Below are 21,430 nucleotides of genomic sequence, written 5' to 3'. Positions count from 1 at the left end.
CATTGCGGCTTCTTGCATCGGTTCGATCATCCCACGTGTATATAATGGCCTGGATTCCGCTCCTGGAGGGCTCCTCGACATGGCGGCACCTCCAGGGTAGGCAGAAACCAGCACCGGAGGCGAACCATGTTTGATTCCCATGCCCTGCTCCAGGCCTTCACGCCCGCCGTCCTGGCCGGGCCGGGCGGCTTCGCAGGCTGGGTTTCGCGGCCCGAAGTGGCGTATCCATTGGCTGGCGGCTTGGTGGCCCTGCTGGCGATCCTGATCCTCAAATGGCCGGACTTCAAGAGCTGGCGGCGGGCCCGCCACAAGGAGGTGTTCCGGCCCATCGAACTGGAGCAGGTCCTGCACGGGGACCCGCCGGTGGTGGTGGACCTGCGGAGGCCTGAGGATTTCAACGGTTCGTCGGGTCATATCCGGGGCGCCTTCAACCTGCCCTTCAACCATCTCCCCAAGGCCCTGGCCGAGATCGCCAAGGACAAGCGCCAGCTGGTGGTGCTGGTGGACTACGATGACCGGGTCTCCCACCTGGCGGCCGATGTCCTTGCGTCCTGCGGCTACACCTGGGTGCGGGTCCTGCGGGGCGGCATGCGGGCCTGGCGCGCCGGGAACCTGCCGGTTTCGGTGAGCGGCCACCGCTGACCGGGAAGGAACGGAGGATGAAGCCGCTGGCGGCGCTCAGGGAGGCCTTTCCCGTCACCTTCGCGGGGTGGGCCCTCCTGGGCCTCGCGGGGGCCGCCTTCTGGTTCCAGGGCGTGGGCCGGCTGGACCTGGTGCTCCTCGCCGCCAGCGTCCTGGCCGCGGTCCTGGTGGCGGGCCTGGGCCTGGCCACCCTGGCCGCGGCCCTGGTGCTGCGCCGGCGCGCCGGGGGCGGGCCGGGGAGCCTGGCGCTGGAATGCGGCACCTGGAGTCCCACGGGCTACCGGGTGCCCCTGTCCCGGTGGCTGCCCTTCCTGCGGGTGCGGGTGGCCTGGGAGGCCCCCGGGGACCTGCGGGCCGATCTGCGCCTGCCCTCGGGCCAGGAGCACGTGCTGCCGGGACGGCGGGCCCTGGTCCCCTCGGTGACGCGCACCGTGCGGGTGGGCGATATCCTCGGCCTCACCGAGACCGGCTGGCGCGCCCAGGCGCCCACCCCGGCCCGGATCCTGCCCCGGCGCGCGGCCCTGGACCCCGGCGCCGTGCTGAGCGGGCTGGTGCGGGGGGAGGACCAGACCGATCCCCGGGGCGAGCCCCAGGGCGATCGCGTGGATATCCGCAAGTACGGCCACGGCGACCCCCTGCGCATGATCCTCTGGAAGGTCTACGCCCGCACCCGCAAGGCCTTCGTGCGCATTCCCGAGCGGGCCGTGGAACCCGCGCCCCGGGTCTGCGCCTACCTCCCCGCCCATCCCTGGGACGAGCCCCCGGCGCGCCTGGCGCGCACCCTCCTGGAGCGGGGCCTGCTGGGGCCGGGCTGGCGCTTCGGGGCCGACGGGGCCGAGGACGCCGAGGACCTGGAGGGCGCCCGGGAGGCCCTGGCCCGGTCCGGATCCTCGGGCGGGGCAGGGGGGTTCGCGGCCTTCCTGGAGCGGGCCCGGCGGGACGGGTTCGGCGCCTGCATCCTCCTCCTCCCCGGCCGGGACGGGCCCTGGACGGCGCCGGTCCAGGCCGCCCTGGCCACGGCGCCCCTGCGGGTCCAGGCCGTCTTCGCCCTGGACGGCTGGCGGGAGCCCGCCCCCTCTCCGTGGCGCCGGGCCTTCCTGCGCCCGGAGCCTGAGGACGGGGCCGCCCCGGAGGAGGTGCTGGACCTGCTGGGCCGCATCGCCGCGCCCCCCACGGGGGCGACCCTGGTGGACATCCGCAGCGGCGACGTGCTGGACCACCCCGAGGCCTACCTGCGCAAGCGCGCCGGGAGGGCCGCGTGAGGCCGCGCCTCTGGACCGCCGTCCACGCCGCCCTCTGGATGGCCGTGGTGGCCCTGGCCGCGGGGCGCTACACGCTGCCCGCGGGGATCGCCGCGTCGGCGCTGGGGGCGCTGCTGGGCGTCCTCGCGGGGCCCCGCCTGGCCGCGAGCCGCCTGCGCACCTGGGCCCTGCCGCTGCCGCCCCTGGCCTGCGCCGGGGGCGCCCTCCTGCTCTCGGCCCTCCTGTCCCGGTGGCCCGGCCCGGCCCGGCTCCTGGGGCCCCGGGCCGTGTACGCCCTCGCCGAGTGCCTTCCCGCCCTGGCCCTGCCCCTGGCCCTGGTGGGCGCCCAGGAGGCCCTGGCGCGGCGCCATCCCGCCTGGAGGATCGCGGGGCTCACCCTGCTGGGGGGGCTCTTCGCGTCGCTCTTCGCGGCCCACCGGGAGGGCTTCCTCAACCGGCCCTACTTCCTGGTGGATCCCCTGTGGGGCCGGGGGATGGACCCCCTGCCGTGGTTCCTGCTGCTGGGCCTGGCCCTGGCGGCGCTGCTGGCCCTGGTGCTTGTGGGCGCGGATTCCGGGCGCCGGGGGCTGGCGGGCACGGCCATGGTGGTGGCGGCCCTGGCGGCGATCTTCCTGGCGCTGCCCCAGCGCCACCTCAAGCAGATCACGGAACTCCACCGGGTGCTGGGGGACGGCAAGCCCCAGGAGGACGGCGGCTCCGGCTCCGGCTCCAGTTCCGGGAAGGGCCAGGCGCCGCCGGACAGCTTCGAGAACCAGTCCGAACAGCCCTCCGACGCGCCCCTGGCGGTGGTGGTGTTCCACAACGACTTCACGCCCCCCCTGGGCGCGTTCTACTTCCGCGAGACCGCCTTCAGCGCCTTCAACGGCCTCCGGGTCGTGCAGGACGCGGGAGGGCGCTACGACACCGACCTCCCGGCCCTGGGCGCGGCCCCCGATTCCACGCTGCGGGGCCGGGAGGTGCGCACCACCGTGGCCGTCATGGCCGCCCACGCCAGGCCCTTCGGCCTGGTGGGCCCCGTGTCCTTCCGGGAGGCGGGGAACCCCGATCCCAAGCGGTTCTTCCAGGCCTACGACGTGGTCTCCCGGGTCTGCGCCATCCACCCCAAGGACCTGGTGGGCACCCCCGTGGGGGACCCCGCCTGGGACGCCGCCACCTTCGCCCACTACACCGAGGGGCCCGGGGATCCCCGCTACGGGCAATTGGCCGGCCGGATCCTGGAGACGTTGCGCCCGGAGTTCCGGGAGGACCGCTTCGCCCGGGCCCTGGCCATCAAGCTGTGGCTGGACGCCAACGCCACCTACAGCCTGGACACCACCCACGGGGCCAGCCCCGACCCCCTGGCCGATTTCCTCTTCGGGGACCTGCGGGGGCACTGCGTCTACCTGGCCCACGCGGCCTGCCTCCTCTACCGCGCCGCGGGCGTCCCGGCCCGGGTGGCCGCGGGCTACGCGGCCGACCCCTCCTTCCGCTTCGGCGGCGCCTCCCTCCTGCTGCGGGCCTCCAACGCCCACGCCTGGCCCGAAGTGCGCCTCCAGGGCTACGGCTGGACGCCCCTGGACATCACCCCGGCCCGCAGCGAAGTGATGCCCCAGCAGGCCCCGGACAAGGACCTCCAGCAGATGCTGGGGGAGATGGCCCTGTCCGAGAAGCCCCCGCCGCCGCCCCCTCCCGGCCTGGACCGGCCCCCCTTCGAACCCGCGGCCGTGGCCCGGATCCTGGCCCTGCTCCTGGGCGCCGCCGCGGCGCTGGCCCTGCCCGCGGCCTACGCCGTGAAGCTCTGGCGACGCTTCGCCCCCGCCCTCTGCGGCCCCGCCCAGGCGCCCCGCCTGGCCTACCGGGCCGCCCTGGACGCCGCCAGCGCCCACGGTCTCGCCCGCGCCCGGGGGGAATCCCGGGAGGCCTTCGCGGCCCGCGCGGGCAGCCCCGCCTTCGCCGCTCTCACGGCCCTCCACCTGCGCTGGGCCCTGGGAGCCCCGGGGACGCCCCCGGCCCGGGACTGCCTGCGCCTGGCCCGGGAGGCCCGATCCCAGTTCCGCGCCGGCGCCCACCCCGCCCTGCGCGTCCTCTCCTTCCTGAACCCCCTGGCCTGGGCCCGGGTCCACTGATGAAAGGAGCCGCCATGCTCCCCACCGATCCCGAAGGCCTCGATCGCGCCCGGTCCGTCCTGGCCCGCCTGGGGGAGCGGATGCGCTTCCAGGTGCTGGGCCGGGACGAGGTGGTGGACCTGGTCATGGTGGCGCTCCTGGCCGACGGCCACGTGCTCCTGGAGGACTATCCGGGCTCGGGCAAGACGACCCTGGCCAAGGCCCTGGGCGAGGCCCTGGAGGACGGCGAGGGCCGGGATCTGCCGCCCTTCCGGCGCATCCAGTTCACCCCCGACCTGCTGCCTTCGGACATCACCGGCGTCTCGGTCTTCGAACCGGGCACCGGCGACTTCGCGTTCCGTCCTGGGCCGCTCTTCGCCCACGTGGTGCTGGCCGACGAGATCAACCGCACCTCCCCCAAGGTGCAGGCCGCGATGCTGGAGGCCATGGCCGAGAAGCAGGTGACGGTGGACAACGTCACCCGGCCCCTGGACGAGCTCTTCTTCGTCATCGCCACCCAGAACCCCCGGGACGTGGCGGGCACCTACCCCCTGCCGCTGCCCCAACTGGACCGCTTCCTCTTCAAGATCCGCATGGACCACATCTCCCGGGAGGCCGAACTGCAGGTGCTCGCCACGCGCCTGGCGCGCCGGGCCGAACCCGGGGGGCCCCCCGTCACCCGCGCCGAGCTCCTGGAGGCCCGCGCCCAGGTGGAGACGGGGGTCTTCGTGGCCGAACCGGTGAACCACTGCCTGGTGGACCTGGCCCGGGCCCTGCGCGGCCACCCCCAGGTGGTGCAGGGGGTCTCCACCCGCAGCCTGGTGCTCCTGGTGCCCGCCCTCAAGGCCGCCGCGGCCCTGCGCGGCCGGGACTTCGTCTCCGGGGAGGACGTGGCGTGGCTGGCGCCGCTGGTCTTCGGGCACCGCATGGAGCTGGGCCCCGGGGCGCCCTCCCCCGCCGAGGTGGTGCGGGCCTGCCTGGCGGAGCCCATGGAGGCCCTGAGCCGGGCCACGCTGCGGGGGAGGGCCTGATGCTCCGCGCCCTGGCGGCGGTCCTGGTGGCGTGCGCGGCCTTCGCCGCGCCGTTCCGGCCCGCCCCGGAGGAGGCCCGCTTCGCCGAAATGCTGGACCGGGACCACCACCCCCTGGAGGCCCGGGAGGCCGCCAAGGCCTACCTGGCCCGGCATCCGGACTCCTGGCTGGCCTGCGAGGTCATCGGCATGGTGTGCCTTTCCACCGACGGGGACCTGCCCCGGGCCCTGTACTACTTCACCCGGTCCCGGGAGCTGCTGGAGCGCGCCTACGGCGGCGCCTGGGGCCCCGGGACGCCCACGGGCTACTACAGCTCCGTGCTGGGCTTCCAGGCCTCCACCCAGTACCGCATGGAGCGCTACCAGGACGCGCTCAGGACCCTGGACGTCCACGACCGCCTGTTCGTGAAGAAGCGCCCCGTGGACCACGCCTGGCCCCTCATGAAGCTGGGCCGCGACCGCGAGGCCCGCCTCAAGATCGACGAGGCCGTGGCCGGGGGCGACCCCAAGGACGTGGCCAACGCCCTCAACACCCTGGCCGCCATGGAGGCCGAATCGGACCGGCCCGAGGCGGCCTTCGCCACCCAGATGCGGATCTACGACCTGGAGAAGGCCGCGGGCAAGGACCGGGACTGCACCCTGATCCGCAACGCCGCCGACGGGGCCTGGCACCTGGGCCAGACGGCGCGGGCCGAGCAGCTCCTGCTGGAGGCCGCGGATCACTTCCAGGCCGGCACCGTCACCAACCCCTGGGGCGACCTGGCCGGCCTCTACCTGGAGGAGCAGCGGCTCCCCGAAGCCATGGACGCCGTGAAGCGCATGCACCAGTGGGCCTTCCATTCCCGGCCCCTGGCCGCGGAAACCCACTGGAGCACCCGCCAGATCCTCACGGGCGGGCTCCTGCTGTACTGCGGGGCCACCGACGAGGCCCTGGCCGTGGCCAGGCGCGTGCGGGAGCGCCCCGACCGGCACGCCACGGGCTCGGCCCGGGACGGCCAGCGGGAGGCGGGCACCCAGGTCTTCCTGTACCAGGCCCTCCTGGACGCCCTGGCCCGGGACGGGGAGGAACTGAGCTACGCGCCCTGGAAGCGCCGCCCCGGCATCCTGGCGCGCATGGCCGGCCACGCCGTGGAAGCCGCCCTGGCGCGGCGCCGGGCCGGCACCCTCCTCATGGCCAACCCGGACCGCCTGGGCCACTCCCTGCGCGTGCTGGCGCCCCAGGCCGTGGCGGAACTGCCCGGCGGCGAGGTGCTCCTGCCGCGCATCGCCGGCCCCGGGGTGGCGGAAGCCGAGGCCGGGCGGCTCCTGGGCCGCACCGGGCCCATGGCCGAGCGGGAGCGGGGCTTCCTGCTCCTGGCCCTGGGCGCCGCGCGGCTGGAGCGGGGCGACGCCCGGGGGGCCCTGGAGGCCCTGGGCGCCGCGGAACCGGCGCTGCCCGCGGAATACGCCGTGCTCCACACCCAGCTGCTGGCCCTGCGGGCCAAGGCCCAGACCCTGCGGGGCGACCGGGCCGGGGCCCTGGTCTCCCTCACGGGCGTGCTGCAGCGGGACGGGGGCGAACTGCGGCGCCTGGGGGTGAGCCTTCCCTGCCACATCCAGGCCGTGGGCCCCCTGGCCCGGGAGGCCGCCGGGCTCCTGGCCTCCTCCCCCCGCTTCACCCGGGACCCCGCCGGCTTCCGGGTGACGGTGGAGGCCATCGCCGGGGGCGGCCTCCAGGGGGGCCTGGACAGCCCCCAGGGCACGGTGCTGTGCCGCTTCCAGGTGCCGCCCGGCCCGGACCGGGACGCCACGGTGCGGGAATTCTGCAGGCGCTTCCACCACCGGGCCTTCGGCCCCCGCATCGACCTGTCCCAGCAGCAGATCCGCTCACTGGAAGGGAGCACCCTCTCGGCGCAGAGCGCCGAGGAGCAGCTCAAGGGGATCCTGGGGAACTGAGGGCCCGGCCCAGCTCTTCCGCCTCCTTGCCAACGATGAGATCCCGCTCCCCCCCGGGCAGGTCCATGACCGCCATCACGCCGGCGGCCTCCAGGGCCGCCGCGTCCAGGCGCGGGTCCGCCAGGCGCACCCGCAGGCGCGTGGCGGCCACCGCCTCCAGGGCCAGAACGTTGCTTCGGCCCTTGAGGGCCGCCAGGATCCGCTGGGCCCGGTCCGGGGGGGCGCCGCCCCGGAGGTGGATCTCCATGTCCGTCTTCAGGTTCTCCGAGCGGGGGCCGAAGATGGCCTGGACGCCGTTGCCGATGTGGAGCACGGCGGAGGCGCCCAGGGCCTTGAGCCGGGCGTCGTCCACCCGGGCAGCGTCCCGCACCGCCACCCGGAGCCGGGTGATGCAGGCGTCGAGGCTCGCGATGTTGCCGGCGCCGCCGAAGGCCGCCACCAGGTCGCTTCCGGTGCCCCCCCCGCGGACCTGGGCTGCGCCCTCCTCGGTTTCGCGCCCCGGGGTGCGCAGATCGAAGCGCAGGATCACCCAGCGGAAGATGCCGTAGTAGAGCAGTCCGTAGGCCGGCCCCACCAGGAGCACCAGCCACCACCGCTGGGCGAAGCGGCCCAGGGCGTTGAACATCAGGAAGTCGATGCCCCCCTGGGAGAAGGTGAAGCCCATGTGGATGCCCAGGGTGTTGGCCAGGAACTGGGTGGAGGCGGCCAGCACCGCGTGGACGGCGTAGAGGGCCGGCGCCACGAACATGAAGGCGAACTCGATGGGTTCGGTGATGCCCGTGAGGAAGGAGGTGAGGGCCGCGGAGACCATGATGCCGCCCACCTTCACGCGGTTCTCGGGCCGGGCCGTGTGCCAGATGGCGATGGCCGCCCCGGGCAGGCCGAACATCTTGAAGAGGAAGGCCCCCGATAGGATCCCCGCCGTGGGGTCCCCCGCGAAGAAGCGGTTGATGTCGCCGCTGACCACCTTGCCGGCGGCGTCCGTGTAGCTGCCCATCTCGAAGAAGAAGGGGACGTTCCAGATGTGGTGGAGCCCGAAGGGGAGCAGGAGCCGCTCCACGAAGCCGTAGATGGTGGCCGCGGTGCGGGGGCTGCCCACCGCCGCCCACCGGGAGAAGGCGTCGATGCCGCCCTGCACCGGGGGCCAGATGACCGAGAGCAGGACGCCCAGGAGGATGGCCCCCAGCGCGGTGATGATGGGCACGAACCGCTTGCCGCCGAAGAACCCCAGGTAGTCCGGCAGGGAGATGCGGTAGAAGCGGTTGAACATGAAGGCCGCGAGGCCCCCGGCCAGGATGCCCCCGAAGACCCCGGTCTGCATGGAGGGGATGCCCATGACCAGCTTCGGGGGCACGTGGAAGACGCCGGCCATGACGCCCAGGGTGGCCGTCATCACCAGGAAGCCGATGGCCGCGGCCACCGCCGAAACGCCGTCGTCGTCCGTGAAGCCCAGGGCCACGCCGACGGCGAAGATGAGCGGCAGGCTCCCGAAGATGACGTCCCCGGAGGCCTTCATGATGCTGGAGGCCGTGGCCGGGATGAGGGCGAAGTTGGCCGCGCCGATGCCCAGCAGCAACCCCGCCACGGGGAGCACGGCCACCGGCAGCATCAGGGCCTTGCCCACCTTCTGGAGGAACTGGAACGGATTGAGGTTCATGGCCGGGCTCCCGTCAATCGGCCACGGAAGCCAGGCGCGCCCGGACCTCCGTCGCGGTGGAAAGGGTGAGCAGTTCCCGGGCCAGGGCCACGCACTCGGCGCGGACCAGGCGCGAAAGCCGGACTTTCACGGCGCCGATGGCGGGGATGTCCACGGACAGCTCGTCCACGCCCAGCCCCAGGAGGGCGGGGAGGGCCAGCGGGTCCGAGGCCAGTCCGCCGCAGACCCCCACCCATTTGCCGTGGCGGTGCGCCGCCTCCACGGTGAGGGCGATGAGGCGCAGCACCGCGGGGTGCAGGCCATCGGCCTGCTTCGCCAGCTTGGGGTGGCCGCGGTCCATGGCCAGGCAGTACTGGGTGAGGTCGTTGGTGCCGATGGAGAGGAAATCCACCTCCCGGGCCAGGGCGTCGGCGATGAGCGCGGCCGAGGGCACCTCGATCATGGCGCCCACCTTCACCGCCGGGTACTGCGCCCCCGCCTCCTCCGCCAGGAGGGCCTTGGCGGCGCGCAGCTCCTCCAGGGTGGCCACCATGGGGAACATGATGTGCAGGTCCCCCAGGGGCGCGGCCCGCAGGAGGGCGCGGAGCTGGGCCCGGAACAGCTCCGGGCGGTCCAGGCTCACCCGCACCCCCCGCAGGCCCAGGAAGGGGTTCTCCTCCCGGGGCAGGGGCTGGTAGGCCAGGGGCTTGTCGCCGCCCACGTCCAGGGTGCGCACCACGAGCTTGCGGCCCGGGCCCAGGGCCTCGGCGCAGGCGCCGTAGGCCCCGGTCTGGGCGTCCTCGGAGGGCGCCTCGGCGCGGTCCCGGAAGAGGAATTCGCTGCGCAGCAGCCCGACGGCCTCGGCCCCCGCGGCCACGGCCTCCCGGGCGTCCCGGGCGTCGCGGATATTGGCGGCCACCTCCACCTTGAAGCCGTCGGCGGTGAGGGCGGGGCGCTGCGCCGCCTCCCGCTCCAGGGCCCGCTGCGCGGCCTGTCGCTCCAGGCGGGCCAGGTCCGCCTCGCCCGGATCCCGGCGCAAAAGGCCCAGGGTGCCGTCCACCACCGCCGGGGTGCCGTCGGGCAGGTCCAGGGCGGCCGGGTCCAGGCCGCAGATGGCGGGGATCCCCATGGACCGGGCCAGGAGGGCCACGTGGCCCGTGGGGCCCCCGGTGGTGGTGCAGAGGCCCCGCACCCGGGTGCGGTCCAGCTGGGCCGCCTCCGACGGGGTCAGTTCCTCGGCCACCAGGATGGCGCTCTCGGGCACCTCCAGGGGCGCCGCCTGGGCTCCCGTGAGCTGGGCCAGCACCCGGCGCCCCACGTCCCGGATATCCCCGGCCCGCTCCCGCAGGAGGGCCGAATCCAGGCCGCCCAGGATCGCGGCCTGGCGGCTGAAGGCCTCCCGCCAGGCCTTGGCGGCGCCCAGGCCCGAGGCGATGCCCGCGAAGGCCGGGCCCGTGAGCTCGGGGTCCTCCAGAAGCTCCCGGTGGGCCTCCAGGATCTTCCGCCGGGGCGAACCGGCCTCCATGGTGGAGAGGGTGGCGTCCAACTGGAGCCGGGCCGCCGCCAGGGCGGCTTCCAGGCGGGAGGGGTCCCGGGCCGGGTCGGGGGTTTCCTCCACTTCGGCGGCCTCCGGGCGGTGCTGATGGATCCGGCCCACCGCCAGCCCCGGGGACGCGGGCAGTCCCGCCAGCTCCCCCGCGCCCGCGGCGGCCCGCGGCGCCGGGGCGGGGGCTTCGGCCGCCGTGTCGCCGCAGCCTGCAGCCAGCAGCGCGGCCAGGGCGCCGGCCGCCCCGGCCGCGCCGGGGCCGGTGGCCCGCACCCGCAGGGCGTCCCCGCCCCCGGCCCCCAGCCCCAGGAGGGCTACCACGGATTTGGCGTTGGCCTGGGCGTCGCCCTTCAGGATCAGGATGGACCCGGGAAAGCGCTTGGCCTCGGCCGCCAGGATCGCGGCGGGCCGCGCGTGGAGGCCGGCGGGGTTGGGCAGGACCACCGGCCCGCATTCCACCGCTTCGCCCCCGGCCGCTCCGGGGCCGGCCCCGGCCTCCTCCAGGGTGAGGGCCAGGGCCGCATCGCGCCCCGCCGCCACCCGCCCCGAAGCCGGGCGCAGGGACCTCACCCGCGCGCCGTCGGGGATGACCATCAGGGTGAGGAGGCTCCGGGCCCGGCGCCCCACCAGGACCGGGTCGAAGGCGAGGAGGGGCTGGCCCTGGCGCACCCGGTCCCCCACCCGCACCCGGGCCTCGAAGCCGTCCCCCTTCAGGGCCACCGTATCGATCCCGATGTGCAGGAGGACCTCCAGGCCCTGGTCGGAGGTGATGGCCACCGCGTGGCGGGCGGCATGCAGCTGGGAGACGGTGCCCGCCAGGGGCGCCAGGAGCTCGGTGGAGGTGGGATCGATGGCGATCCCGTCCCCCGTGAGCCGGCCGGCGAAGACCGGATCCGGCACGTCGTCGAGCGGGACAAGGACCCCTGAAAGGGGAGCCGTTAGCTCCAAGTGGACGGCCATGGGGGCTCCTTCCGGGTTGATGCCGGTAGTGTCCCACTTATGCGGAGGAACAGGAAAAAAACATCCATAGCGGCCAGCCGCCTGGATCAGGCTCCGGGCATGAGCCAGTGGCCCCGGGTGGCGGCCACGGGGCGCTGGGGGTCCTCCTGCCAGAGGCTGGCCTGGACCAGGGAGACCCGGTTGCCCAGGCGGATGGTGATGCCCTGCCCGAAGGTGTCCACGGGCCGGGCCGGCCGCAGGTAGTCGATGGAGAAGTCCACCGCCTTGGGGATGGCCGGCAGCATGGGGGCGCTGGTGGCCACCAGGTGCATGAACATCACCGTTTCCGCGAAGCCCGCCAGCACGCCGCCGTGGATGGCCGGCAAGCGCGGGTTGCCGATGAGCTCGTCCCGGAAGGGCATGCGCAGGATCGGCCCGGCCTCCACCTGGGGGTGCAGGACGACGCCCAGGAGATCCACGTAGGGCGAGCGGCCTTCGGGGATCGCGGGGTGGGTGGCCTGGGAGGCGGCCTCCTGGGCCTCGGGGGACACGGGGTTCAGGGGCGCGGCGGGGATGAGGGCCCGGCGCGGCCCGCCGCCCGCGGTGCCCGCGGTCCGCATGAAGGTGGCGTTCACCAGGGCCACCGCCTCGTCGCTGCCCGGCTGGCGCACCTCCCCGGTGACGAAGGCCACGCTGCGGGACACCCGGTGGCACCGGGCCCGGGCCGTGAGGTCCCCGGCCACTTCCGCCGAACGCAGGTAGTCCATGCGCAGATCCAGGGTGGCGAAATTCCCCGCCTCCCCCAGGGACGCCCCCACCGCGAACCCGCAGGCCGTGTCGGCCAGGGCGCAGATGCACCCGGTGTGGATCCGCCCGCGGGACACGTCCCCGCTCCATTCGGGACGGGCGGGCTGGTGCAGCGTCACCCCCCCCTCGTCCAGGCCGACCACGGACATGCCCGCCATGCGGGAATAGGGAATGATCGCCATGCGCTCGTCGAACCGGCGCAGGAGGTCGGGGATGGGGATTTCCGCAGGGGTCATGGGCTCGCTCTCGTTCCCATTGTAGGGGTGGGGCCGGGCGGGGGCCGAGGAAAGTGCTTGATTTTTACCCGGGTAAAATTATCCTGGAGGTTCGAGGTCCCATGGAAACGTCGCCCACCCGCCCCGCCACCGCCTTCGAAGGCAGGCTCCGCCTGGCTTCCGGCCCCCTCCGGGAGGTGGCCCTGGCCGTGAAGGCCGCCCTGGAACGCACGGCCTGCGGTCCCATCCTCACCTTCGACGACGCCACCGGCGGGGTGATCGACCTGGACACCCGCGGTTCCGACGAGGAGGTGCTGGCCCGCCTGGATCCGCCCGCCCCCGCCCGGGGCCGGGGCCGCCCCCGGCTGGGGGTCGTCCCCCGGGAGGTGACCCTCCTTCCCCGGCACTGGGACTGGCTCAATACCCAGCCCGGGGGGGCCTCCGTGGCCCTGCGCCGGCTGGTGGAGGAGGCCCGCCGCGCCCAGGCCGGCCCCGACCGCCGCCGCGCCGCCCAGGAGGCCGCCTACCGCTTCATGTCCGCCATGGCCGGCGACGAGCCCGGGTACGAGGAGGCCCTGCGCGCCCTCTTCGCCGGGGACCCGGAGGCCTTCGACCTGAACACCCGGGCCTGGCCCGGGGACGTGCGCGCCACCACCCTCCGCCTGGCCCAGCCGGCCCTTTCCCGAGGTTGACCATGGATTCCCCCTTCGATCGCAAGGCGGCCCTCAGGGCCTACAAGGAACGGAAGGTCCGCTCCGGCATCTACGGCATCCGCCTCAAGGCCACCGGCCGCACCTGGCCCGGTTCCGCCAACGACCTGGACGCCACCCGCAACGGCCAGTGGGGCGTCCTCAACGAGGGCCGCCACCTGGCCAAGGACCTCCAGGCGGAATGGACCCGCCTCGGCCAGGACGCCTTCGAATACGTGGTCCTGGAAGTGCTGGAGCCCTGCGCGAGCCCCCTGGTGCTCAAGGAGACCCTGAAGGAACGCAAGGCGGCCTGGGCGCAAAGGCTCGGGGGGGCGGGGGAAGGGGGACGGTGATTCCTCTCCACGCATGCGGAGGCGATGAAAAGACATTCGAAATGAAGGCCAGGCTTTTTTCCCGAAGATCGCGCCGGAATGCTTCGCTTCGATGGGGACTGCCCTTGATTGCTTGACATGGTTGGCTTGAACACGGCGGGCCGGTGAAGGGTGGATCCACGGGAATGCTTGATGTCAACGCACGAACCCGTGGTGTTGGATCACCTGGCAAAAGGATGAAACGCTGGGGCGCTGGGGACTCGCTGGGGCGCTGAAAAAAAAACCTCTTGATGGACGACTCGGCGGGTCCCGTCCCCCCCCAAGCATTCCCTTCTTTTCCCCAGCGCCCCAGCGAGCCCCAGCGCCCCAGCGTTTTCTTTTCGATGCCCCTTCCGATCCGCTCCTTACAATCCGTCCCCCCAACCTGACAACACTGCAATCCAAGTCCTTTCCGCCGATTCACGGACCTCGTCGGCGCAAGCCTCGGATCTCGGGGCGAGTTGGCGGACAACCCACCTTTCGGATTCCCGCCCGACCGAGGTCAGGTTCCCGTGTCCCCCCCGCCCCCACAGGACTGATAGGCTTACCGCATGCTGAAATCCTGGAGTATCCGCCTTCTCCTCGGAGGGTGCCTTTCATGCGCCGGCGCAGCCGCTGAACCGCCAGCCTCAACCGCAGGCGCCCAGGCCGTCGAAACGTACCACCAAGCCATGAATTCCGCCCTCCAGGGCGATATGAAGACCGCCCTTCCCCTGTTCCAAGCCCTGCCTTTGGAAGCCCTGGAAAAGGCACAATCCCAAGCCGTCCAGACCCTCCTTGCGCGGTTCAGTCCCTCCCCCAGGCCGTCCACGGCCCGGGATCCCTGGGTGGCCCACGTCCTGGCGGCCTACGAAGCCTACTGGAAGCAGGCGATGCTTGGCCAGGCGACCCCCGAGGCCGCGGAACGGGACCTGTTCAGGGCCCTGGCCCCCTTGGCCCAGATCGGGACCGGGTCGCCCGGGGATGGCGTGGGCGCCCTGGAACCCCTCCTGGAGACCAGGCTTCGGGAGCGGGGCATCCACGCCCTCTTCGGCTACACCCGCCCCTTCCGCGAATGCATGCTGTGGACTTCGGAGGAGGAACGGCACTTTGGCGTCGAACTGCCCGAGGGGCACGAGGAGGTGCGCGTCGTCATGCTGGACGGCTTCCTTTGCCTGGGCTGGATGGGTTTCGCCACGGGCGACACCTACCATACGGGTGGATGGACCCGTCCGGACCGCCTCTTCTGCCTGAAGGGCAGCTATGACCTCGCCTCGGAGGCCTTCCACGTCAGCTACCTGGTCCATGAAGGCCAGCACTTCGCGGACAGCCGCCGCTTCCCGGGGCTGGAGCAGCCCGAGCTCGAGTACCGCGCCAAGCTGGCCGAGCTTTCCCGGGCGACGACCACCCAGGCCTCGCTGCTGCGGGCCTTCAGCGCGAACCTTTCCGATCAACGCAACCTGCCGCACCCGTACGCCAATCGCCTGGTAATGCGGGATTTGGCCCAGATCCTTGGCCTGAACGGGCCCCCGGCCGGAGTCCGGTGGGAGGCCGTGAAGCCCGAGGCCATCCGGGAAGCCGCTGTCCGATTGCTGAAACGGGATTCGGCATCCCGTTCCGTGCCCCCATCCCGGGGCCCCGCCGCTTCCGGCCGGGTGTAGAATTCCCGCATCCCATCCATCGGAGGCGAAATGCGACGCAGGATCGCCCTTCTCCACGTGCTCGCCCTGGGCCTGGCCGCCCTGGCGGCGCCCCCTGAACCCGCCGGGGTCCTCTTCGAGAACGTGCGGATCTTCGACGGCAAGGGGGCGGAGCTTTCCGCCCCCTCCAGCGTCCTGGTGCGGGGCAACCGCATCGAGCGCATCGCCCCGGGCCTCCTGCCCGCGGAGAGGAAGGCGGGGCTGCGGGTGATCCCCGGGGGCGGGCGGACCCTCATGCCGGGGCTCATCGACGCCCACTGGCACGCGGCCCTGGCCGTGCCGCCCATCTCCGTGAGCATGACGGCGGATCCGGGCTACCTCACCCTGGTGGCCGGCAGGGAGGCCCGCAACACGCTGATGCGGGGCTTCACCAGCGTCCGGGACCTGTCGGGGCCGGTCTTCGGGCTCAAGCGCGCCATCGACGAGGGCGTCCTGGAAGGGCCCCGCATCTGGCCCTCCGGCGCCATGATCTCCCAGACCGGAGGCCACGGGGATTTCCGCCTGCCCTACGAGATTCCCAAGACCCCCGGCGGGGCCCTGAGCCACCCCGAGGCGGGGGGCATGTCGGCCATCGCCGACAATCCCGACGAGGTGCGGCTGCGGTCCCGGGAGCAGTTCATGCACGGCGCGGTCTTCCTCAAGCTGGCCGCGGGCGGGGGCGTATCCTCCAACTACGACCCCCTGGACGCCAGCCAATACACCGAGGCCGAGTTCCGCGCCGCCGTGGAGGCGGCGGAGAACTGGGGCACGTACGTCACCGTCCACGCCTACACGCCCCGGGCCATCCAGACCGCGGTGCGCGGCGGGGTGCGCTGCATCGACCACGGCCAGCTCCTGGACGAGCCCACCGCCAGGCTCCTGGCCGAAAAGGGCATCTGGCTCTGCCTGCAGCCCTTCCTGGACGACGAGGATGCTGCGCCCTTCCCCCCGGGCTCGGACAACCGCGCCAAGCAGCTGCAGATGAGCCACGGCACCGACACCGCCTACGCCCTGGCCCGCAAGTACCGCATCAAGACCGCCTGGGGCACCGACGTGCTCTTCGACGCCCGCCTCGCCGCGCGCCAGGGCTTCCAGCTGGCGAAGATGGGCCGCTGGTACCCGCCCGCCGAGGTCCTGGCCATGGCCACCCGGGTCAACGCCGAGCTCCTGGCGCTATCGGGCCCCCGCAATCCGTACCCGGGCCGGCTCGGCGTGGTGGAGGAAGGCGCCCTGGCGGACCTGCTCCTGGTGGAAGGGAATCCCCTGGCCGACCTCAAGCTGGTGGAGGACGCGGACAGGAATTTCGTCGTGATCATGAAGGACGGCCGCATCCACAAGGACATCCTGAAGCCGTAGCCCCGCTCCGGGGCGGGCTGGGAAACCGCGGCTTGCCACCGCGGGCCTGCGGCCTATGATTCGGGATAATGGGTAATTAATATTACTCGATCCACGGAGGAACCATGCGTTTACCCACTTGGACCCTCGCGGCGTCCATGGCGGTGCTCTGTGCGCCGCCCATCCTGGCCGACGCTGGCGATGATCTCGGCCGGCGGATCACGAGCCTCCACACCCGGGTCTACGGCCAGGAGAACCTGCTGCTCAAGCCCTTCGAAAAGACGCCCCTGGACGACGTCTCCGACTGGAGAAGGCTCATGAGGGATGTGCGCGCCTACCTCCAGGAAAACAGCCCGCGCGCGGACATGCTTGAAGCCATGAGGGCCATGGACGCGGCGAGTGAAGGCCTCATCGAGGAGCGCGATCGCAGCTGGGTCCAGGCCGTCCGCAAGTGCATCCTCCTGCCCAACCCCGACGCCGGCCTCTCCCGCATCGACCGGGAAAAGCTGCGCCTCTCCGCGCTGGACCTGAAGGATGTCATCCTCGGCAGCGCCCGGCTGCAGAACCTGAGCCGGAAAATGGTTACCGCCAAGGACGCGATCAAGCGGGATCGCAACCCGAGCGCCAAGGTCAAGGCGTGCCTGGGCCTCTGCGACCGGCTGGTGCTCACTCTGCAGATGACCCTGGACAAGTTCCATAGCGATCTTGTCAAGCTGAAGAACGCCAAAGGTTAAGCCGGGGTTCTCGAATACAGGAACAGGATGGCGGCCTTCGCTTGGTTCTGGGTGGCCGCGGGGGCCTAACCCTCCAAAGCAAGGAGGGTCAGGAAGGCTTTCACCTCTGCCGCTCCCATGCCCGCGGGAAGGCGTTTCCCGTGATGAAGAATGAACTTCCGAATCCAATCCACCCCCGTATCCTCCGTGCGGATGCTGTAGTGCCGGACCCGGTCCAGCAGCCATAGGGCCGGGCCAAGACGATCGGCCTCATCCGATTCCAAGCCCAGCATTCCGGTGCCGGCGCTGGGTTCGGACGGGAAGGGCAGGGGGGACAAGGCAGACCTCGATTCGTGGAATTCCGCCATATCTAGGGTTCCCATCAAACGTGTCAAGGTCGGCAAACCCGGCTTGCCGCGAAGGTCCTGAACCTTCGACTGTTCGCCTGAATCCCTTCCCCAAGGCCCTTTGGCCGCCTTCGAGCTCGTCGCCTAATCCGGATCCAGCCCGGAATAGGCGGCATCCCCACGGTCGCCCAATCCCGGAACGACATCCGTCCGGAACCTTTTGCATGTGCGTCCAAGCCAATGCAGAATGAAGAAAACTGCCCTCCCGAAGCGACGCGCCCAAGTCCACCCAATGCGTTAATACCGACTCACCCCAGACGGTGCGGGCCAATAAATTTCCCGGTCTTTACACGCCAGCGTTCGATTCCCCGTCCGACACCCAATTATGGTTAGGCTTCACCAAGCCCCAGCCCAGTCAGCGTGAGGGCAGGGGGCGAGCTGAACCCGAGGGCCCCGCATTGCGCCGCGTCACGCTGCGGATCGCTCGAAGGTCAAGGTAGGCGGGCTTATCCGCGCCGGCCTCAGTGGGAGAAAAGCCCAGAGCTACATCACCAGGGCAAGCAGCAGCTCGATCTGCAATCAGCGACGTCAACCTCCGGGCGCTTCAACTGCGCGCCTATCCCACCGCGTCGTCCCAACGAGGTAATATTCACGCGCCGGTCCTAACCAAGCGTTCGAGGTCAGACCCCAACCTGCACTTCTCCCCTTGGTGGTATCGTCATTCCAACCTCCCTTCTCCTCCACTCGCGCCGCCAGGTTGGGGCCGACTCAACTTCGGCGTTAGGCATCTCCCATCTCCCAGCAATTCTCATTGAGGCATAAACAATGGTCGCTTGCCCAAGAGAACTCGGTGGGATAGAAGTCGTTTGCTTCACACCGATTGATGGCCGCCATCGCCAAACAGGCAGCACGGCTCATCGAGTAGCAAACCCAAAACTTGAACCATCCTCCGGCCTTGCCATTTGCCACGACAAAGGCGAGGGCTCCTTTTACCTCTTCGGGTGTGATGCAAACTGGGTTGTCTGCTCCGATACCTGGCACTCCGCAATTGCCGAAGCCATTGACCAGGCCGAATTTGAATTTGAGGGTAGCCGAGGCACTTGGGTTTACTTCTAATCGAGGTCGCAATTGCCTAGCAACCCAGCATATTCACGTGCAGAAGGGTGGTAGCATTCCCCCCATCGTTACCATTGCAGTTGTTCCACCCAGCGGTATTGACGTATCACGCCGCGTCTCGGGTCTCATCACAGAGCCATCGCCTGCCTAACCATCGCTTCGACTCGGACCCCAGCCCTGTTTCACCCCAATCAGTTCTTCGTCATCTCCAATCGAACTTCTCCGCTGACAGCGCCGCCAGGGCTGGGGCCGGTCAAGCCGTGCGTTAGGCTTCACCAAGCCCCAGCCCAGTCAGCGTGAGGGCAGGGGGCGAGCTGAACCCGAGGGCCCCGCATTGCGCCGCGTCACGCTGCGGATCGCTCGAAGGTCAAGGTAGGCGGGCTTATCCGCGCCGGCCTCAGTGGGAGAAAAGCCCAGAGCTACATCACCAGGGCAAGCAGCAGCTCGATCTGCAATCAGCGACGTCAACCTCCGGGCGCTTCAACTGCGCGCCTATCCCACCGCGTCGTCCCAACGAGGTAATATTCACGCGCCGGTCCTAACCAAGCGTTCGAGGTCAGACCCCAACCTGCACTTCTCCCCTTGGTGGTATCGTCATTCCAACCTCCCTTCTCCTCCACTCGCGCCGCCAGGTTGGGGCCGACTCAACTTCGGCGTTAGGCATCCCCCAGCCCGCAGCAATTAATCGCCAGGAAGCATCGTGAAAGCCCTTCTATTGCTCCTCATCGTCGCCCTCACCACCTTTGGGCAGGCTAAGGAAGGGCGTTGGCCAAGCAAACAGCGACTTCGCTCGCCGAATGGCGAATATGAAATCTTCTGTCTAGGCAAGCCAGGTTCAGAGGATTTCCATTTGATTCTTAGGTGCCTGAAAGGTAAATCAGAAAGTGAAATTTACCATTTCGACCGCTACTTGACCGCTCTCTGGTCGCCAGACAGCGCCACATTAGCTTTGACCGATTACCCTGGGTCAAACGTCGCAGAATCAATGATCATCAACCTCTCCGCACCTCAAAATCAACTTTCCATCGATGGCCTGATCCTCAAGGCCTTCCCGGATGACATCTGGAATATCCACTACTATGTCGTTGGCAGACGTTGGCTATCACCGAACGTCTTGGAAGTTGGTGCCGAAGGGCACAGTGATCAGCCCGGCCTCCCTACCGAGTTCAAAATCATCTATCAAGTCACCACTGGCGGCGAAATCAAACGAATCACGAGAATGCACCGTCCCCCAGGAAAAATGAAATTCACCAGTTTCTCTGAACCCTGCCCAAAGTGACGCCGCCCTTTGCACCATCGCTCCCGTCGCAGTCGTTCCGCCCAGCGGCATTGCCCCATCGCGCCGCGCCTTGGATCACATCACCAAACGTCCGTCTGCCTAACCTTGCGCTCGACCCGGACCCCAAAGTGCCTTCATGCCACCAGCGCTCCTTGAACCCCATCGTCCTTCTCCGCCAACCGCGCCGCCACTTTGGGGCCGGTCAGCTTCTGCGTTAGGCATCACCCAGCCCGCATCATTTCTGCGTTAGGTATTTCCCATGCGTTGTCATTTGCTCGCTTTTCTACTTGCAGGCCTGATCGTGTCACCAGCCATGGCAGGTTCAATCGAGCGCCTGCGTAAAGTGAAAACGGTCCCGGGGCTTGCCCGGTACATTTACAGCCTCGAAGACCATCTTCCGCCTGTCGCGGAACTTGTCCGAGGCATTGATGATCCACGAACAATCCAAATCAAGGGGTACTCTGTCCCTATCCCGATTCGCGAGGTGTTCGGCACCATCATCGAAGACTGTTTTGACGAGAAGTTGCCGAAGGACTTTAAAGAACTCGGAAAGGGTTACGGAGTACGAGAAATCTGCTCATTTCGAACCTCTGATGACGAGATCTTCCGATACCACATCTGCATTTATGACGATAGGCAATATGCCATGATGAAGGCATATCTACTGAACCTTGCTCAGGCCGAGGCGCAAAAATGCCACACCAAGCTTCGGCCCCCACGAATCCCAAATCGGTAACCTACCCTGCGGCATTGCCCCATCGCGCCGCGAACTCGCAAGGTCTTTCTCTTCGCCGACTGCCTAACCATGCGTTCGACCCCGGACCCCAGCCTTCAGTGGCTCCTGCTATGCTTTCGGCATCTTCAACCTTCCTTCTCCTTCATCCGCGCCGCCAGGCTGGGGCCGGTCAACGCCAGCGTTAGGGTATCCCATGTGGGCAAACCTTAAGCATCTGGAATTGCCGATTCGATGGGTTCTTTGGCTTCTTTCAGCTTTTTACCTATTCCTTGCCTGTCTGCACGTCCGAGCCGTAGTTCACGGACACTTGACCTTCGGCATCATTGGCCTGATTTTCTGGCCAGGCCTAGTGGCTGGGCTCTGGCTAAGGTTCAGGCTCGCCAGATTCGTGGCCCTCAGCCTTCACTTCTACCTGATGCTGATCATTCCCTTCGGGATCCTCGGTAAATGGGCGGGCGTGGATTCAATGCCAATGAAGCCCCAACCACCTTTTGGGTTAGTGGTTCTTCTTGTCTTCGCTTTAGGGTTCGTGAACTGTCTCATCATCTTTGGGTTACACAAACACAAGAACGAGTTCGGGCGCCGTCCTACCGCGGCATGATGGGCGCGCCGGTCCTAACCCAGCGTTCGAGGTCGGACCCCAACCGGCACTTCTCCCCTGGTGGTATCGTCATTCCAGCCTCCCTTCTCCTTCACTCGCGCCGCCAGGTTCGGACCGACTCAACTTCGGCGTTAGGCGTCACCCAATCCGCGGCGGTTCAGCGCGTGGTATACCCAACACGAACCGCATCAATGCCTAGCTGACCTTCCCCATTGGTCTGATCGTTCGATGGGGACGAGCCTTGGCTAGGTCATATGCAGTTTGCAGGTTCAGCCAAAATTCAGGGCTGGTGCTAAAGGCCTTGCTCAGCAACCAGGCAGTATCAGGCGTCACCCCACGCTTGCCGCGGATCAATTCATTAACCCGCTGCGTAGGTACCCCGATATGGCCTGCCAGATGAACCTGGGTGATGGCCATCGGCACCAGGAACTCCTCAAGGAGGATTTCTCCCGGATGGGTCGGAATGCGGTGGGTCGGAATCATGGCAGC

17 protein-coding genes are annotated in these 21,430 nt (G+C 69.8%); 12 read left to right on the top strand and 5 right to left on the bottom strand.

All coding sequences use genetic code 11. From position 1 onward, the window contains the following. The first annotated feature begins 126 nt into the window (after positions 1 to 126). The 5 genes from R2J76_RS15985 to R2J76_RS15965 are packed head-to-tail and all read left to right on the top strand — an operon-like array spanning position 127 to position 6,953. The gene (locus tag R2J76_RS15985; protein ID WP_316412635.1) at positions 127 to 642 is read left to right on the top strand and encodes a rhodanese-like domain-containing protein; all 516 of its coding nucleotides are present in this window, start codon (positions 127 to 129) and stop codon (positions 640 to 642) included. 17 nt (positions 643 to 659) lie between these two features. After that, positions 660 to 1,904 (top strand): DUF58 domain-containing protein, encoded by a 1,245-nt coding sequence (locus R2J76_RS15980; RefSeq protein WP_316412634.1) that lies wholly within the window; start codon positions 660 to 662, stop codon positions 1,902 to 1,904. Further along, on the top strand, positions 1,901 to 4,009 hold the full coding sequence (locus R2J76_RS15975) for a transglutaminase-like domain-containing protein (RefSeq protein WP_316412633.1): 2,109 nt from the start codon (positions 1,901 to 1,903) through the stop codon (positions 4,007 to 4,009). Before R2J76_RS15980 ends, R2J76_RS15975 begins: the two co-directional genes overlap by 4 nt. Before the next feature lie 14 nt (positions 4,010 to 4,023). Beyond that, positions 4,024 to 5,019 (top strand): AAA family ATPase, encoded by a 996-nt coding sequence (locus R2J76_RS15970; protein ID WP_316412632.1) that lies wholly within the window; start codon positions 4,024 to 4,026, stop codon positions 5,017 to 5,019. Then, positions 5,019 to 6,953 carry a serine/threonine-protein kinase gene (locus R2J76_RS15965; protein ID WP_316412631.1) on the top strand — a complete coding sequence of 645 codons (1,935 nt, stop codon included), beginning with the start codon at positions 5,019 to 5,021 and terminating at the stop codon, positions 6,951 to 6,953. Before R2J76_RS15970 ends, R2J76_RS15965 begins: the two co-directional genes overlap by 1 nt. On the opposite strand, the gene ptsG is transcribed toward R2J76_RS15965, so the two are convergent. The 3 genes from ptsG to R2J76_RS15950 form a co-directional block, all read right to left on the bottom strand. Continuing rightward, positions 6,931 to 8,610, bottom strand: a complete 1,680-nt coding sequence (ptsG, locus tag R2J76_RS15960; protein ID WP_316412630.1) for a PTS glucose transporter subunit IIBC — start codon at positions 8,608 to 8,610, stop codon at positions 6,931 to 6,933. The two genes, R2J76_RS15965 and ptsG, sit on opposite strands and share 23 nt — an antisense overlap. 13 nt (positions 8,611 to 8,623) lie before the next feature. Further along, positions 8,624 to 11,095: a phosphoenolpyruvate--protein phosphotransferase gene (ptsP, locus tag R2J76_RS15955; protein ID WP_316412629.1), complete on the bottom strand. Its 2,472-nt coding sequence runs from the start codon at positions 11,093 to 11,095 to the stop codon at positions 8,624 to 8,626. 86 nt (positions 11,096 to 11,181) lie between these two features. Then, the gene (locus R2J76_RS15950) at positions 11,182 to 12,117 is read right to left on the bottom strand and encodes a PaaI family thioesterase (protein WP_316412628.1); all 936 of its coding nucleotides are present in this window, start codon (positions 12,115 to 12,117) and stop codon (positions 11,182 to 11,184) included. 101 nt (positions 12,118 to 12,218) lie between these two features. Here R2J76_RS15950 and R2J76_RS15945 point away from each other — a divergent pair, with 101 nt between their 5' ends. The 5 genes from R2J76_RS15945 (at position 12,219) to R2J76_RS15925 (ending at position 16,883) form a co-directional block, all read left to right on the top strand. Beyond that, entirely contained in the window at positions 12,219 to 12,788 is a 570-nt protein-coding gene (locus tag R2J76_RS15945; RefSeq protein WP_316412627.1) for a DUF2239 family protein, read from the top strand. 2 nt (positions 12,789 to 12,790) lie between these two features. Then, the gene (locus R2J76_RS15940) at positions 12,791 to 13,138 is read left to right on the top strand and encodes a GIY-YIG nuclease family protein (protein WP_316412626.1); all 348 of its coding nucleotides are present in this window, start codon (positions 12,791 to 12,793) and stop codon (positions 13,136 to 13,138) included. Between the two features lie 689 nt (positions 13,139 to 13,827). Beyond that, positions 13,828 to 14,796: a hypothetical protein gene (locus R2J76_RS15935; RefSeq protein WP_316412625.1), complete on the top strand. Its 969-nt coding sequence runs from the start codon at positions 13,828 to 13,830 to the stop codon at positions 14,794 to 14,796. A 30-nt stretch (positions 14,797 to 14,826) separates the two neighbouring features. Continuing rightward, complete coding sequence (locus R2J76_RS15930) at positions 14,827 to 16,170, top strand: metal-dependent hydrolase family protein (RefSeq protein ID WP_316412624.1); 1,344 nt, start codon at positions 14,827 to 14,829, stop codon at positions 16,168 to 16,170. A gap of 104 nt (positions 16,171 to 16,274) precedes the next feature. Beyond that, complete coding sequence (locus tag R2J76_RS15925; protein WP_316412623.1) at positions 16,275 to 16,883, top strand: hypothetical protein; 609 nt, start codon at positions 16,275 to 16,277, stop codon at positions 16,881 to 16,883. Positions 16,884 to 16,948: 65 nt separating this feature from the next. Here R2J76_RS15925 and R2J76_RS15920 read toward each other — a convergent pair whose 3' ends face one another. Continuing rightward, positions 16,949 to 17,200 carry a phage integrase N-terminal SAM-like domain-containing protein gene (locus R2J76_RS15920; RefSeq protein WP_316412622.1) on the bottom strand — a complete coding sequence of 84 codons (252 nt, stop codon included), beginning with the start codon at positions 17,198 to 17,200 and terminating at the stop codon, positions 16,949 to 16,951. A gap of 1,825 nt (positions 17,201 to 19,025) precedes the next feature. Between R2J76_RS15920 and R2J76_RS15915 the strand changes: the two genes are divergently transcribed. Together R2J76_RS15915 and R2J76_RS15910 are read left to right on the top strand one after the other, a co-directional pair. Then, on the top strand, positions 19,026 to 19,604 hold the full coding sequence (locus R2J76_RS15915) for a hypothetical protein (RefSeq protein WP_316412621.1): 579 nt from the start codon (positions 19,026 to 19,028) through the stop codon (positions 19,602 to 19,604). A gap of 259 nt (positions 19,605 to 19,863) precedes the next feature. Next, positions 19,864 to 20,340, top strand: coding sequence for a hypothetical protein (locus tag R2J76_RS15910; RefSeq protein ID WP_316412620.1), 477 nt, complete (start codon positions 19,864 to 19,866; stop codon positions 20,338 to 20,340). A gap of 796 nt (positions 20,341 to 21,136) precedes the next feature. On the opposite strand, the gene R2J76_RS15905 is transcribed toward R2J76_RS15910, so the two are convergent. After that, positions 21,137 to 21,424, bottom strand: a complete 288-nt coding sequence (locus R2J76_RS15905; protein ID WP_316412619.1) for a HigA family addiction module antitoxin — start codon at positions 21,422 to 21,424, stop codon at positions 21,137 to 21,139. Between the last annotated feature and the right edge of the window lie 6 nt (positions 21,425 to 21,430).

This window comes from Mesoterricola silvestris, from assembly GCF_030295405.1.
Classification (GTDB): domain Bacteria; phylum Acidobacteriota; class Holophagae; order Holophagales; family Holophagaceae; genus Mesoterricola; species Mesoterricola silvestris.
This window is presented reverse-complemented; position numbering and strand designations above follow the sequence as displayed.